The following is a 13,108-nucleotide window of genomic DNA, read 5'->3' on the forward strand; positions in this document are numbered from 1 at the left end:
GGACGCGGGTCCTTGGTCCCTGCCGCCCCGATCGGGCGCAGTACACGATCGCCGCATGGACGACGCACGGCGGCTCAGGGACGAGCCGGAGGAGGACCGACCCGAGGTGACCGGGGCCGGCGATCCCACGGGGGACGACGCGCGCGGGGGGCGCCGGGTGGAGCCGATGCGGCTGACCCCGCTGCTGCCGCGGCGGCAGAACCCGTGGCTGCTGGTCGAGGTCGACGGCTCACCGGCCACCGCCGGCGCCCTGGTGTGGGCGCTGCGCGAGGCGGCCCGGCGGGAGGCCACCGTGGTCGCCGTCTGCGTGCTCGACGACGAGGGCGAGGAGGGCCTCGCCGGCCTCGGTCGCCCGGGACGCCGCGGGATCGCGGCCGCGCTGGAGCGGCTGGACGCCCAGGTGCTGCGGGCCATCGCCGAGACCGGCGTCACCGGCCGGGTCCGCACCTCCGTCCTGGAGCGAACGGTGTTCGAGGCGCTCAGCAGCGCCGCCCGGGGCGCCGACCTCGTGGTGGTCACCGGCTCCGGCAAGACCCTGCTGCGTCCCGCCGTCCCCCGGCACCCGGCCCGCCGCCTGGCCCGGGGCGCGTGACCGACACCCGCACCACCCCACCCCCGCCGCTCCCGCCGGAAGACCCCGACGCCCGGGCCCTGCCCCCGCCCGGCGCCGGCACACCATGCCTGCCCACAGCAGAGGTGCCGGTCTCCGGTGGCCGCACCACCGCCCACAGTGAGCAGGTCGACGTGACCCTGCACGAGATCGTCCAGGCCGCCGTCGAGACGACCGGTGCCACCTACGGCGCCCTCGGCGTGCTCGACGACACCGGCGCCGGCTTCGAGCGCTTCGTGGTGGTCGGCATGGACGCCGAGACGCGGGCGCGGATCGGCCGGTTGCCCGTCGGCGACGGCGTCCTCGGCCTGCTGCTGGAGCGGCCCGCGCCGCTGCGGCTGACCGACCTGACCGCGCACCCGGAGGCGGTGGGCTTCCCGCCCGGCCACCCGCCGATGCACTCCTTCCTCGGACTCCCGGTCCGGGTGCGTGGCGCGGTCTTCGGGCACCTCTACCTCACCGTCAAGCGGGGCGGCGGGCCGTTCACCGAGGCCGACGAGGCCGCGGCCGTGGCGCTGGCCGCCACCGCGGGCCTGGCCATCGGCAACGCCGAGCTGGTGGAACGGGCCGAGCACCGCCGCGCGTGGGCGCAGGCCGGCACCGACATCGCCACCGCGCTGCTGTCCGGGGCCGACCCGGGCACCGTGCTCCGCTCCATCGGCGAGCAGGTCGCCGGCCTCGCCTCGGCCGACGCCGCCGGCGTGCTGGCGCCCGGGCCGGACGACGACGAGGACGTCCTCACCGTCGTGGTCACCGTCGGCCTGGACAACGAGGACGCCGAGGGCGTGCGCCTGCGCCTGGCCGACAGCCAATTGGGGACGGCACACCGGACCGGCGTCCCGGTGCTCATCCCCGACGTCCGCGCCGCGGCGCTCGGGGGCCAGCGCGACCCGGCGGTCGGGGAGCTGACCCACCGCTACGGGCCCACCCTGATGATCCCGCTCGGCGGGCGGCCGGCACTGGGCACGGTGGTGGCCATGCGGCTCCGCGGGCGCGAGCCCTTCCCCCCGGACACCCTGGAGCTGGCCGGCGTCTTCGCCGCGCAGGCCTCGGTCGCGCTGGAGCTGGCCCGCAGCCAGCAGCGCGAGCGGCGGCTGCAGGTGCAGTCCGACCGCGACCGGATCGCCCGCGACCTGCACGACCACGTCGTGCAGCGGATCTTCGCCACCGGCCTGGCGCTGGACCGCGTGAGCCGGTCGCTGGAGGAGGAGCGGCCCGAGACGGCGGCCGCGCTGGCCGAGCGCGTCGACGAGCTCGACGGCACCATCGCCCGCATCCGCTCGGCCATCTTCGAGCTGCACGAGGCCGACGACGCCTCGCCCGACGCCGTCCGCACCCGCATCGTCGACGTCGTCCGGTCCATCACCGGCGGGCAGGGCCTGCGCCCCGACGTCCGGCTGCGCGGGGAGGACGACCTGCCGCCCGCGCTCCTGCCCGACGTCATCGCCGTCGTCCGCGAACTGGTCACCAACGTGGTGCGGCACGCGCAGGCGACCCGGGTCACGGTCACCGTGACCGTCGACGCCGAGGTGCGCGTGGTCGTCACCGACAACGGCGTGGGGCTGCCGGCGGTCGCGGTGCGCAGCGGGCTGACCAACCTGGCCGACCGCGCGGAGCGGCACGGCGGCCGGCTGACCACCTCCACCGGTCCGAAGGGCACGCAGATCCGCTGGAACGTGCCGATGCCGCGCGGCGACTAGTGCGCCCCGGGTGACGTGCTGGAACCGGCCCCCCTGCCGGGACCCGTCGCGAGCCTGCGAGCGGCGGGGGGCAGGGGGGTCCTCTCACTCGGGGCGGTCGCGCAGCTCGGTGGCGAGGATGGCCGCCTGGGTGCGCCGCTCGAGGCCCAGCTTGGCCAGCAGGTGGCTGGTGTAGTTCTTCACCGTCTTCTCCGCCAGCCCCATGCGGGTGCCGATCTGGCGGTTGGTCAGCCCCTCGCCGATGAGCCGCAGCACGGTCCGCTCCTGCTCGGTGAGCACCGCGAGCCGGCGGTCCCGCTCGGCCGGGCGGCGGCGCGCGGTGACCGAGGCCCCCGCGTCCCGCTCGAACAGCGTGCCGCCCCCCGCGACCGTCCGGACGGCGGAGACCAGCGCCGAGCCGCGGACCTGCTTGAGCAGGTAGCCCGAGGCACCGGCGGCGACCGCGGCGGCCACGGCGTCCTCGTCGGGGAAGCTGGTCAGCACCAGGCAGCGCAGCCCCGGCACCCGCTCGCGGAGCCGGCGGCACACCTCCGCGCCGTCCCCGTCGGGGAGCCGCATGTCGACGACGGTGACGTCCGGCCGCACCGCGGGGACGCGCGCCAGCGCCTCCGCGACCGACCCGGCCTCGCCGACCACGGTGATCACCGGGTCCTCCTCGAGGACCTCGGCCACCCCGCGCCGGACCACCTCGTGGTCGTCGACCAGGAAGACACGCACGGGGGCGTCGGTGGACTCCACTGCCGCGCCCCCCTCCGCAGAGTGATCCACCTCACACACCGTAGTGATCGGCGGGTTCGGGCACCAGCCTCACGGACTCACGCGGGCAGGAACAGGGCCGCGTAGAGGGTGAGGCCCGGGCCGAAGGCCATCGCCACGACCGGGCCGTCGACGCCGGCGAGCTCCTCCAGCACCAGCAGCACCGTGGCCGACGAGCAGTTCCCGTGCTCGGCCAGCACGTGCCGCGAGGCGGCCAGCTGCTCCTCGGCCAGCCCGAGCTGGTCGCGGACGACGTCGAGGATCCGCGGGCCGCCGGGGTGGACGGCCCAGCCGGCGACGTCCTCGAGCCGCAGCCCGGCCCCGGTCAGCAGCTCGTCGACGACGTCGCCGACGTGCCGGGACAGCACGTCGGGCACCCGCGGTGACAGGCCCATCCGGAAGCCCAGGTCGGTGACGTCCCAGGTCATGTGGTCGGCGGTGGAGGCGTCGGTGCGGGCCACCACGCCGGCCAGCCGGCGGCCGCGAGCACCGGGCTCCAGCACCACGGCGGCCGCGGCGTCGGAGAACAACGCGTGCGCCACCACCTGGTCCAGTTCCCGCACCGCCGGCTGCACGTGCAGGCTGGTCAGCTCGCAGCACAGCAGCACGGCCGGCCGGGACCGCGCGGTCACGTAGTCGCCCACCGCCGCGAGACCCGGGATGGCGGCGTAGCAGCCCATGTGCCCGACCAGCAGCCGCTGCAGGCCCGGGGGCATGCCCAGGTCGCTGGCCAGCCGGATGTCCAGGCCCGGGGTGGCGTACCCGGTGCAGGTGGCGACGGCGAACAGGCCGACATCGCCGGGTGCGAGGCCGGCGTCGTCCAGGGCCGCAGCGACGGCCTGCTTGCCCAGCGGCAGCGCCTCCTCGACGTAGCGCTGCATCCGCGCCCCGGTGCTCCAGCCGCTGATGTCCTCGTCGATCGGGTTGGCGACGGCGTGCCGGCGGCGGACCCCGGAGCCGGCGAAGACCCGCTTGGCGGCGCGGATGCCGGCGTAGTGCTCGGCGAAGAAGCCGTCCCAGGCCGCGTCCTGCTCGATCGTCGTCGGCAACGCCCGACCGGCGCCGGTCAGGACGGCGCTCATCGGCGCAGCTCAGGGGCGGTCATGCCACCGACGTTACGGGCGACCGGTCCGCTCCGCCGCTCCGTCGGCCGCCTCACCGGCGCCGCCCGTAGCCGGCGAAGACGACCGCCGTGGACCGCACCGGCTTCATCCGCACGGACTGCCGCCGGCCCAGCCGCCAGGCCACCGCGTCGCGGAACGAGGGGCGCAGGCCGACCAGCCGCAGCTCCAGGCCGAGGTCGTCGGCGGCGGCGAGCAGGCGGGCACGGTCGACGTAGAGCGCGGGGTCGTGGATGCCGGGGGGCGGTCCGCCGGGCAGCCGCTCGGCCACGGTGGTGGTGAGGAAGCGCCCGATCCGGGTGGCGGCCAGGCTGTCGAGGACCAGCGTGCCGCCGGGACGCAGCACCCGGGCGCACTCGGCGAGCACCCCGACGTCGTCCTCGACGTGCTCGAGGATCTCGCCGGCCACGACGACGTCGGCGCACCCGTCGGCCAGCGGGACGGCGAGCACCGACCCGCGCACCGGCAGGACGCCGTGCTCGCGCGCCACCCGCAGGCCCTGCAGGCCGAGGTCGACGCCGACGTGCCGGAAGCCGAGACGGGCGACGTGCGGTCCCATCAGCCCCCCGCCGCAAGCCAGGTCGACCAGCACCGCGCCCGGATCCCGCGCGGGCGGGATGTGCTCGGCCCGCGAGGTGGCCAGCCAGTGCAGCGCGGCGAACCCGCCGGAGGCGTCCCACCACTGGTCGGCGAGGTCGTCGTACTGGGCGGGGTCGTTCGGGCGGAGCTGGGTCATGTGTCGCCGTCAGCCCTTCAGGGGGTCGTGCCCCCAGTTCATCAGCGAGTACCGCCACCTCGAGTGCTCGACGTCCTCCTTGGCCGGCTGCTGGGCCAGGTGGCGGGCGACGTAGCCGTGCACCTTGCGCATGTGGGCGAGGTCGTCGTCGTCGAGGTCGCCCTTCTTCTTCCGCAGCAGCTCGACGATCCGGCGTCCCTCGGCGTGGCCGGTGGACTCGCCCGCGCCGTCCTTCTTCTGGCCGACCGACTGCGACTCGTCGGTCGCCAGCCACTCCTCGAGCTCCGAGGGGCTCATGTTGACCGCCTCGCCGAACTCGCGACGGACGGTGTCCGGGTCCTCGTCGTGCGCCATGGCTGCCTCCGCATGCGGTCTGGCGCGTGTCGCGCCCCGGGCACCGCGGTACCGCAGGTGGGTGGCGCGGAAACGGAGCGACCTGGCCGGGGCGGCGGTCGCCCGCGGCCAGACGCCGGAGGAGGTGCTCGACCGCAACCTCGCCGAGCTGCTGCAGGAGATGCGGGTGGCCATCACCGGCGTGCAGATCCTGTTCGCGTTCCTGCTCACGCTGCCGTTCAGCGCCCGCTTCGACGAGCTCGGCACCTTCGGGACGACGGTCTACGCGGTGACGCTGCTCAGCACGGCGTCCGCGACGCTGGTGCTCATCGCGCCGGTGTCCTTCCACCGCACCCTGTTCCGGCAGCGGCGCAAGGAGCAGCTGGTCGCCTTCGCCGACGGCGCGCTCCTGGTCGGGCTCGCCCTGCTGCTGCTCGGCATCGCGGCTGCGGTCCTGCTGGTGCTCGACGTCGTCCTCGGCCGCCGACCGGCCCTCGTGGCCTGCGGGTTCGTCGTCGTGCTGGGCGTCGTGGCCTGGTACGTGCTGCCGCTGCGCCAGCGCCGCCGCGCCGACGGCTGACCCGCCCCGGGGCATGCTGCGCGGGTGAGCGTCACCGTCGTCGGCAGCCTCAACGAGGACGTGCTGGTCCGGGTCGCCCGGCTCCCCGGGCGCGGCGAGACCGTGGTCGGCCGGGGGACCGTGCTGGCGCCGGGCGGCAAGGGGGCCAACCAGGCCGCGGCCGCCGGGCGACTCGGCGACGGCGTGGCCATGGTCGGCCGGGTCGGCGACGACCCCGCCGCGGACCGGCAGCTGGCCGCGCTGGCCCAAGCGGGGGTCGACGTCACCGCGGTGCACCGGACGCCCGGGGCCCCCACCGGCACCGCCACCATCCCGGTCGAGGACGACAGCGGGGAGAACCTGATCGTCGTCGTCCCGGGAGCCAACGCCGAGCTGGCACCCGCGGACGTCGACACCGCGGCGGTGCGCGACGCGCGGGTGGTGCTGCTCCAGCTGGAGGTGCCGCTGGCGACGGTCGAGGCGGCGGCCGCGGTGGCACGCGGCACCGTCGTCCTCACCCCGGCACCGCCGCAGCCGCTGCCGGCGGAGCTGCTCGCCCGGGTCGACGTCCTGGTGCCGAACGAGCACGAGCTGGTGCAGCTGGCCGGGGCACCCGCCGGCGAGCGGACGCCCGGCGAGCTGGCGGCGCTGGCCCGCACCCTGACGGCCGGCACGGTGGTCGTCACCCTCGGCGCGCGCGGCGCGCTGCTGGTGCCCGCCGGCGGCCCGGCCGTGCTGCAGCCACCGCTCCCGGTGCGACCGGTGGACACCACCGGCGCCGGGGACGCGTTCTGCGGGGCGCTGGCCGTGGCGCTGGCGGCGGGGACCGCGCCGGCCGACGCGGTCGCGACCGCGGCCACCGCCGCGGCGCTGTCGACCTCCGGACCGGGCGCCCGGGGAGCGCTCCCCGACGCGGCCGCGGTCGCCGCGGCGCGGCCCGGGCTGCCGCCCGCCGTCCCGCTCGGCGAGGCGGTTGACCCGGCAGCCGACCGGGCACAGCCTGACTCAGCCGACGACCGAGGAGGACCCCGATGAGCGAACCGGAGCGCCCGCCCCGCACGCCCGAGCCCGCCGAGGGCGGCGACCCGCCCGGCCAGGAGGACGCCGGCCGCACCCCGCGGGCCGAGGAGCCCGCCGAGGGCGGCGACGTGTCCGGGGGCGGCGCGGACACCCCCTGACCGCGGTCCCGGCCCGGTGGCCGAGGGGACCGGGCCGTGACGCATCTCTCCCGGCCGCCACCCCCGTTCACCGGGTCGGGGCTGTTTCGTCACCCACCGTGCGGGGGACCCTGGTCCCATGGAGGACACCCAGCACCAGCCCCGTGTAGGCACCGAGGCCCCCGAGGAGCGCCCGGCGGACGAGTCGCAGGCGCGCCAGGACGCGACCCCGCCGCTGGTCCGCATGCTGGCCAACCCGCGCAGGATCCGCCGGGGCTGAACCCCGCGGGGATCGGTCGGCCGCGGCGGCGGGAACCGTCACACGCGTCCCACCGATCCCCGGGGTCCCGGTCGGCCCGGGCGTACCTCGTCACTCACCGCAACCACCTGTCCGGCGTTCCCGGCGTGCCGCGAACTGCTCCGTCACGCCCTGGGGCAGCATCCCGCACGTGACCGCAGCCGCCATCCCCCTCGTCGCCGACGACTCCGCCCCCGTCCGCCGGAGCCGGGCCGAGCGGCAGGCCATCGTCCTGGACACCGCTGAGCGGCTGTTCGCGACCCGCAGCTCGCGCAGCGTCGGGATGGACGAGCTGGTCCGCGAGACGGGCCTGGGCAAGATGACGGTCTACCGGCTGTTCAAGAGCAAGGACGACCTGGTCGGGGCCTACCTCGCACGCAAGGCGGCCACCGTGCTGGCCCGGATCGACGCCGACCTCGCGCGCCTGGAGGACGACCCCCGGGCGGCCCTGCTGTCCGTCGTCGACACCGTCGAGTCCGACGTCACCCGGGCCGGCTTCCGCGGTTGCCCGTTCACCAACGTCAGCAGCGAGTACGACGACCCGGAGCACCCCGCGCGCAGCGCCGCGGCCGACTACAAGTTCGAGCTGCACGCCCGCCTGGAGCGGCTCGCCGAGCAGGTGGCGCCCGGTGCCGGCGAGGACCTCGCCGCGCAGGTGCACCTGATCATCGACGGGATGTACCTCTCCGGCGGGCTCCTCGGCCCCGACGGCCCGGCCTCCCACGGTCGCGCGCTGGCCGAGCAGCTGATCGACATCGCCGTCGCCCGCTGATCCCACTGCGGTCCTCCGGACCGCACCGCGGCCAGGGGCCGTCCCCCGGCTGCGCTGAGCCCCACCCCCCGACCACTCGTCGGGAACCCTCCGGGTCCCGCTCCTCCCGGCCGACCCCGCGGCCAGGGGCCGCCCCCCGGCTGCGCTGAGCCCCACCCCCCGACCACTCGTCGGGAACCCTCCGGGCCCCGCTCCTCCCGGCCGACACCGCGGCCAGGTGCCGTCCCCCGGCTGCGCTGAGCCCCACCCCCCGACCACTCGTCGGGAACCCTCCGGGCCCCGCTCCTCCGCGGTCGCCCGGCGGGGAGCCACCTGGGACAGCAGGATGGGCCGGTGAGCACCGACCGCAGCCGGCCCGACCTCGACGACACCACCGTGGAGGGCCTGGGCAAGCTCTCCGAGGCCCTCGAGACCATCGAGCAGGCGCGGGGGCAGCTGTACGGCTTCCACCAGCACTCCGGCAAGGCCGACCTGCTGCTGCAGGACGCCGTCGAGCTGCTCCGGAAGGCCGGCCACACCGAGCTCGCCGACGACCTCGACCGCGACCTCGTCGGCCGCAACGTCGTCGCCGACCGCTGGACCTTCCAGATCGTCGAGGACTACGACGCCAACTACTGGTCGGTCTTCCGCGCCTTCGACGAGCGCGCCCGCGCCGAGCTGTCGGGCGGCGACCGGCACGTGTTCGAGGCCCGGATGAAGCAGCGCGAGCGGACGAAGGGCCACCCGAACCACGAGGCCGGCCCGGTCCTCCGGGAGGAGTAGTCGGAGCCCGGCTGCGGGGAAGTCGGGCTCTGGTGCACCGCGCAGAGCCCGACTTCCCCGCACCAGGGCAGGCACGGCGGTGCGGTCGCCCTGCGGACGGCGCCGACGCACACTCGGGCCATGACCATGCCCGAGCCCGACGAGCCGCGCGACGTCCAGCCCCTCGGCGGCGAGGCCGCTCCGCCCGGCGACCCGGAGTCCCAGGGCGGCACCCCCGGCCCCGCCGACGGCGTGGCCGGGCCGAGCTGGCCACCGGCCGGGACCGAGCCCGACGCGCACCGCTGACCGTGCGCGGGACCGCGGTCGGCGCGAGACTCGACCCGTGACCTCACCCGGTACCGATCCCACGCGCCCGCGACCGGGCGCCACCGGTCCGACCACGGGCCCCGGGACGACGGGCCCGGCGCCCACCGGCGGTACGACGACCGAGCGCCACGCCGGCCGCACCATCGGGCGCACCCTGGCCCTGGCGTTGCTGCTGTTCGTCACCGTGCTGCTGGTGCTCTTCGTCGTCTTCAACACCCAGACCGTCGAGATCAGCCTGGTGTTCACCGACGTGCAGGCACCCCTGGTGCTCGCCCTGGTCATCGCCGCCGCCCTGGGTGGCCTGCTGGTCGGCCTGGCCTCCCTCGTGCTGCGCGCCCGGCGCCGCCGCTCCTAGGACGTGCCGACGGCGCCGCTGAGGACCGGCACCGCCGGAGGGGCCGCCTCGCCCGCGAGGTGGCCGGGCACCGAGCCGGCCGGCATCGGCCGGGCGATGAGGTAGCCCTGCGAGGCATCGCACCCGATGGCGGCGAGCGTCGCCAGCTGCTCGGGGGTCTCCACGCCCTCGGCGACCACCGTCAGGCCCATCGTGTGCGAGAGCTCGACGATGGCGCGGACGACGGCGTCGGCCTGCGGGTCGACCGACAGGTCCTCCAGGAAGGACCGGTCGACCTTGAGCACGTCGACGGGGAGCCGCCGCAGGTAGTGCAGCGACGAGTACCCGGTGCCGAAGTCGTCGACGGCCAGCGGCACGCCCAGCGCCCGGAGCCTGCGGGCCGCCTCGACCGAGGCCTGGTCGAGGAAGGCGTTCTCGGTGAGCTCCAGCTTGAGCCGCCCGGGGTCCGTGCCGGTCTCGCGGAGCACGTGGGCCACCTCGTCGGCGAAGCCGTCCAGGTGCAGCTGCTGGGCGTCGATGTTGACCGAGACCCAGGGCCGGGCCGGCCCGAGGGCGTCCCACGTCGCGAGGTCCCGGCAGGCCTGCTCGAGCACCCGCCGGCCGAGGGGCACGACCAGCCCCGTCTCGTGCGCCACCTCGATGAAGGCGCCGGGGGCGAGGACGCCGCGCATCGGGTGCTCCCAGCGCACCAGTGCCTCCAGCCCCAGCACCTCGCCGGTCGTCGTGCAGACCACCGGCTGGTAGTACGGGACCAGCTCGTCGCGCTCGAGCGCCAGCCGCAGCTCCTGCTCGGTCTCCAGGCGGGCGTCGGCCCGGCGGCGCAGCTCCTCGTCGAACAGCTCGTGGCGGGCGCGGCCGCGGGACTTCGCCCAGTACGCCGCGGTGTCGGCGTCCCGGATCAGGCCCCGGGCGTCGCGGCCGCCCTTGGAGACGGAGACGCCGATGCTGGCCGTCACGTGGACCGGGCGGCCGTTGACGACCACGGGCGCGCGGAGGGCCGCCCCGATGCGCTCCGCGAGCGCGGTGGCGCTCGGCTCGTCGCAGGGGGCCTCGGCGACGACGACGAACTCGTCACCGCCGAAGCGGGCGACGGTGTCGCCGTCCCGGACGACCGCGCGCAGCCGGGCGGCGACCTCGCGCAGCAGCACGTCACCCGCGTCGTGGCCCAGGCTGTCGTTGACCACCTTGAAGTGGTCGACGTCCAGCAGCAGCACCGCCAGCGGCGCGGCCGTCCGGCGGGCCCGGGTCAGCGCCCGCTCGAGCGTCTCGAGGAGGTAGGCCCGGTTGGGCAGCTCGGTGAGGACGTCGTGGTAGGCCAGCCGGATCAGGTCGCCCTCGGCCCGCTTGCGCGCGGAGGCGTCGATGAGCTGCAGGAACACGGCGCGCAGGGCGCCGTCCTCGTCGCGGTGGACCGCGGCGCTGGCCATCGTCCAGACCACCTCGCCGTCCCCGCGCACGTAGCGGACCTCCACCGGCGCACCGGGGGCGTTGCCCTCGAGGAGCGCGGTCAGCCGGGCGTCGTAGACGGGGCGGTCCGCGGCGTGCACGAGTGCCGGCAGGGAGGCGTCCAGCAGGTCCGCCCGGGACCGGCCCAGCAGCCGGCACAGCGCGTCGTTGACGGCCACCGGCCGGCCGTCCTCGGGGTCGAGGATCGCCATGCCGACCGCGGAGCCGTCGAAGGCGCTGGCGAACCGGGCGTCGGTCTCCCGCAGCAGCCGGGCCAGGTCGCCGGCCATCCCGGTCACCACGGACCCGTAGGTGCCCAGGGCGTCGGCCAGCCGGCGCGCCTCGCGGCCGTTGCCCACCTCGGCCGGCGCGGCCAGCAGGTGCGCCTCGACCGGCCGGCCCTCGCGGACGGCCGCGAGGACGCGGGGCAGGTGGTCCTCCGCCGCCACGCGGGCGAAGTCGGTCAGCCGCACCAGGGCACGGGTGAGCCGGACCGCGAGCAGGGCGACGGCGAGCCCGGCCAGGCCGGTGAAGGCGAGCCCGAGCGCCACGCCGGTGCGCTGGGAGCGGACCGCCTCGGCGCGCACCTCGGCGAGCGAGTACTCGACCACGACGACGCCGATGCGCTCGTCGCCGAGCATCAGCGGCAGGGCCGTGTCCAGGTGCTGGTCGTGCTCGAAGAGGAACGGCTCGCCCGGGGAGGACGCGATGGCGGCCAGCACCTCGGCGTGCAGCTCGGGACGGGTGAACCGGCGGTCCTCGTCGTCGGTCCCGTCGGCGAGCAGGACGCCGTCCTCGTCGACGACGAAGGTGTCGGTGACGCCCTCGTGCCGGCGGACGTCGCCCAGCTCGTCGTGCAGACCGGAGATGTCCCCGGTCACCACGAGGTTGGTGACCGAGGACTCCAGCAGCTGCAGGACGCCACGGACGCTGTCCTCGGCCGTGGCCTCGAGCGCCGCGACCTGCCGGTCGACGACCACCTGCGTGCCGCCGACCCCGATGGGCAGCCCGACGACGACGAGGGTCAGGGCGAAGCGGGCCGGCAGGCCCAGTCGCGAGGCGGGCGACCACCGCGGCCGCCGCCGGTGCGGCTCAGGGCGTGCCATCGCCCAGGAACCGGCGCAGGTCCAGCACGGGGGCGAGGTCTGCCGCGGTGAGGGCGTCGAAGCGGGCGGTGTCGTCGAACTCCTCGAGCACCTCGCGGCCCTCGGCGGTCTCGTGCAGACCGGTGAACAGCGTGGTCACCGCCCGTGCCAGCGCGGGGTCCAGGTCGGCCCGGGCCACGACACCGTGCCGGGGGACGTCGATGCTGCGGGCCACGGTGACCAGCTCGTCGGCGCGGCTCCCGGCGTTCTCGGCGAGGTCCTCCTCGCTGAGCGCGCCGGCGTCGACCCGGCCGTCCAGCACCAGGAAGACGGTGTTCTCGTCGTCGCCGGAGAAGACGAAACCGATCTCGTCGGCAGCCGGTGCCGTGGTGGGCTCGGCGACCTGGGAGACGGTCAGGCCGAGCTGCCGCAGCGTGCTGACCGGCAGGAAGTAGCCGTCGGTCGAGGTCTCCTCCTCGAAGGCGACCGTGCGGCCGACCAGCTGCTCCGGCGTGGTGATCCCGCTGTCCCGCCGGGCCACGACGACGCTGTGGTAGGTCGGCGCGCCGTCCTTCCAGCGGCGCAGCAGCGGGGTGGCGGCGCCGTCCTGGACGACCTGCGTGACGCCGTTCATGTTGTCCACGTAGATGTCGACGGCACCGGTGCGCAGCAGCTCGGCCATCTCCTCGACCGACTCGGCCACGACCACGTCCCCGCCGCTCACGCCCGCGTCCCCGAGCCGATCGGCGACGTGGTCGATGAAGGGCTGGAAGACCTCCGCCTCCTCCTCCGGGTCGTCGCTGACCGAACCGATGACGAGGGTGGTGCCCTCGGGCTCCGCCGGAGCGGAGGCGTCGGCCGCCGGCTGCTGGGTGTCGGCGGTCGCGGTCCCGCAGGCGGCCAGCAGGGTGGTGAGCGCGGCGGCGGCGAGGGCGGTGGCGGGTCGGGTCATGGGCCCTGCATCGGCAAATGCGGAACGGCAGTTGAGCGTCGGGCTCACCCTCCCGAGGGGGCACGGGGCTCCCTGGGGTCTCGGTCCCGCGGCGGTGCGGCCGTCTCCACCCCCGGGCACGGCCGCTGGTCGTTTCAGGGGGGCGACGGCGGGCATGGCC

Annotated in this window: 16 protein-coding genes; 10 read left to right on the forward strand and 6 right to left on the reverse strand. The window is 76.2% G+C overall.

All coding sequences use genetic code 11. From position 1 onward, the window contains the following. The first annotated feature begins 55 nt into the window (after positions 1 to 55). Positions 56 to 592, forward strand: a complete 537-nt coding sequence (locus BLR12_RS10425; protein ID WP_176832458.1) for a universal stress protein — start codon at positions 56 to 58, stop codon at positions 590 to 592. Beyond that, positions 589 to 2,310: a sensor histidine kinase gene (locus tag BLR12_RS10430; protein WP_255363415.1), complete on the forward strand. Its 1,722-nt coding sequence runs from the start codon at positions 589 to 591 to the stop codon at positions 2,308 to 2,310. The genes BLR12_RS10425 and BLR12_RS10430 overlap by 4 nt, the downstream gene beginning before the upstream one ends. An 84-nt stretch (positions 2,311 to 2,394) precedes the next feature. On the opposite strand, the gene BLR12_RS10435 is transcribed toward BLR12_RS10430, so the two are convergent. The 4 genes from BLR12_RS10435 to BLR12_RS10450 form a co-directional block, all read right to left on the reverse strand. After that, a complete protein-coding gene (locus tag BLR12_RS10435; RefSeq protein WP_091377277.1) occupies positions 2,395 to 3,048 on the reverse strand; it encodes a response regulator in 654 nt (217 codons plus the stop codon). Positions 3,049 to 3,125: 77 nt separating this feature from the next. Further along, on the reverse strand, positions 3,126 to 4,148 hold the full coding sequence (locus BLR12_RS10440) for a type III polyketide synthase (protein ID WP_091377280.1): 1,023 nt from the start codon (positions 4,146 to 4,148) through the stop codon (positions 3,126 to 3,128). 73 nt (positions 4,149 to 4,221) lie between these two features. Next, entirely contained in the window at positions 4,222 to 4,923 is a 702-nt protein-coding gene (locus BLR12_RS10445) for a methyltransferase domain-containing protein (RefSeq protein WP_091377284.1), read from the reverse strand. A 9-nt stretch (positions 4,924 to 4,932) separates the two neighbouring features. Further along, a complete protein-coding gene (locus BLR12_RS10450; RefSeq protein ID WP_091377287.1) occupies positions 4,933 to 5,277 on the reverse strand; it encodes a DUF3140 domain-containing protein in 345 nt (114 codons plus the stop codon). 61 nt (positions 5,278 to 5,338) lie between these two features. Between BLR12_RS10450 and BLR12_RS10455 the strand changes: the two genes are divergently transcribed. The 8 genes from BLR12_RS10455 to BLR12_RS10475 all read left to right on the forward strand — a co-directional run bounded on the left by BLR12_RS10455 (position 5,339) and on the right by BLR12_RS10475 (position 9,465). After that, positions 5,339 to 5,836 carry a DUF6328 family protein gene (locus BLR12_RS10455; protein WP_091377289.1) on the forward strand — a complete coding sequence of 166 codons (498 nt, stop codon included), beginning with the start codon at positions 5,339 to 5,341 and terminating at the stop codon, positions 5,834 to 5,836. A gap of 24 nt (positions 5,837 to 5,860) precedes the next feature. Beyond that, positions 5,861 to 6,850, forward strand: coding sequence for a ribokinase (locus tag BLR12_RS10460; RefSeq protein ID WP_091377293.1), 990 nt, complete (start codon positions 5,861 to 5,863; stop codon positions 6,848 to 6,850). Next, positions 6,847 to 6,993 (forward strand): hypothetical protein, encoded by a 147-nt coding sequence (locus BLR12_RS24480; protein WP_176832459.1) that lies wholly within the window; start codon positions 6,847 to 6,849, stop codon positions 6,991 to 6,993. Before BLR12_RS10460 ends, BLR12_RS24480 begins: the two co-directional genes overlap by 4 nt. 118 nt (positions 6,994 to 7,111) lie before the next feature. Beyond that, a complete protein-coding gene (locus tag BLR12_RS24485) occupies positions 7,112 to 7,252 on the forward strand; it encodes a hypothetical protein (RefSeq protein ID WP_176832460.1) in 141 nt (46 codons plus the stop codon). Positions 7,253 to 7,421: 169 nt separating this feature from the next. Further along, the gene (locus BLR12_RS10465) at positions 7,422 to 8,042 is read left to right on the forward strand and encodes a TetR/AcrR family transcriptional regulator (RefSeq protein WP_091377296.1); all 621 of its coding nucleotides are present in this window, start codon (positions 7,422 to 7,424) and stop codon (positions 8,040 to 8,042) included. A 333-nt stretch (positions 8,043 to 8,375) separates the two neighbouring features. Continuing rightward, entirely contained in the window at positions 8,376 to 8,804 is a 429-nt protein-coding gene (locus tag BLR12_RS10470; protein ID WP_091377299.1) for a hypothetical protein, read from the forward strand. 120 nt (positions 8,805 to 8,924) lie between these two features. Continuing rightward, a complete protein-coding gene (locus BLR12_RS24490) occupies positions 8,925 to 9,089 on the forward strand; it encodes a hypothetical protein (protein ID WP_176832461.1) in 165 nt (54 codons plus the stop codon). A 37-nt stretch (positions 9,090 to 9,126) separates the two neighbouring features. Then, positions 9,127 to 9,465 (forward strand): lipopolysaccharide assembly protein LapA domain-containing protein, encoded by a 339-nt coding sequence (locus BLR12_RS10475; protein ID WP_091377302.1) that lies wholly within the window; start codon positions 9,127 to 9,129, stop codon positions 9,463 to 9,465. Here BLR12_RS10475 and BLR12_RS10480 read toward each other — a convergent pair. Together BLR12_RS10480 and BLR12_RS10485 are read right to left on the reverse strand one after the other, a co-directional pair. Continuing rightward, a complete protein-coding gene (locus BLR12_RS10480; protein ID WP_091377306.1) occupies positions 9,462 to 12,017 on the reverse strand; it encodes a putative bifunctional diguanylate cyclase/phosphodiesterase in 2,556 nt (851 codons plus the stop codon). The two genes, BLR12_RS10475 and BLR12_RS10480, sit on opposite strands and share 4 nt — an antisense overlap. Beyond that, the gene (locus BLR12_RS10485; RefSeq protein ID WP_091377309.1) at positions 12,004 to 12,948 is read right to left on the reverse strand and encodes a phosphate/phosphite/phosphonate ABC transporter substrate-binding protein; all 945 of its coding nucleotides are present in this window, start codon (positions 12,946 to 12,948) and stop codon (positions 12,004 to 12,006) included. The genes BLR12_RS10480 and BLR12_RS10485 overlap by 14 nt, the downstream gene beginning before the upstream one ends. Positions 12,949 to 13,108: the final 160 nt, after the last annotated feature.

It is taken from the genome of Geodermatophilus sp. DSM 45219 (genome assembly GCF_900104025.1).
Lineage (GTDB): Bacteria > Actinomycetota > Actinomycetes > Mycobacteriales > Geodermatophilaceae > Geodermatophilus.

What these genes read in the sequence shown, in the direction of transcription:
- BLR12_RS10425 (WP_176832458.1), top strand. Translation starts at nt 56, where the DNA reads ATGGACGACGCACGGCGGCTCAGGGACGAGCCGGAGGAGGACCGACCC.
- BLR12_RS10485 (WP_091377309.1), bottom strand. Translation starts at nt 12,948, where the DNA reads ATGACCCGACCCGCCACCGCCCTCGCCGCCGCCGCGCTCACCACCCTG.
- BLR12_RS10445 (WP_091377284.1), bottom strand. Translation starts at nt 4,923, where the DNA reads ATGACCCAGCTCCGCCCGAACGACCCCGCCCAGTACGACGACCTCGCC.
- BLR12_RS24490 (WP_176832461.1), top strand. Translation starts at nt 8,925, where the DNA reads ATGACCATGCCCGAGCCCGACGAGCCGCGCGACGTCCAGCCCCTCGGC.
- BLR12_RS10480 (WP_091377306.1), bottom strand. Translation starts at nt 12,017, where the DNA reads ATGGCACGCCCTGAGCCGCACCGGCGGCGGCCGCGGTGGTCGCCCGCC.
- BLR12_RS10450 (WP_091377287.1), bottom strand. Translation starts at nt 5,277, where the DNA reads ATGGCGCACGACGAGGACCCGGACACCGTCCGTCGCGAGTTCGGCGAG.
- BLR12_RS24480 (WP_176832459.1), top strand. Translation starts at nt 6,847, where the DNA reads ATGAGCGAACCGGAGCGCCCGCCCCGCACGCCCGAGCCCGCCGAGGGC.
- BLR12_RS24485 (WP_176832460.1), top strand. Translation starts at nt 7,112, where the DNA reads ATGGAGGACACCCAGCACCAGCCCCGTGTAGGCACCGAGGCCCCCGAG.
- BLR12_RS10440 (WP_091377280.1), bottom strand. Translation starts at nt 4,148, where the DNA reads ATGAGCGCCGTCCTGACCGGCGCCGGTCGGGCGTTGCCGACGACGATC.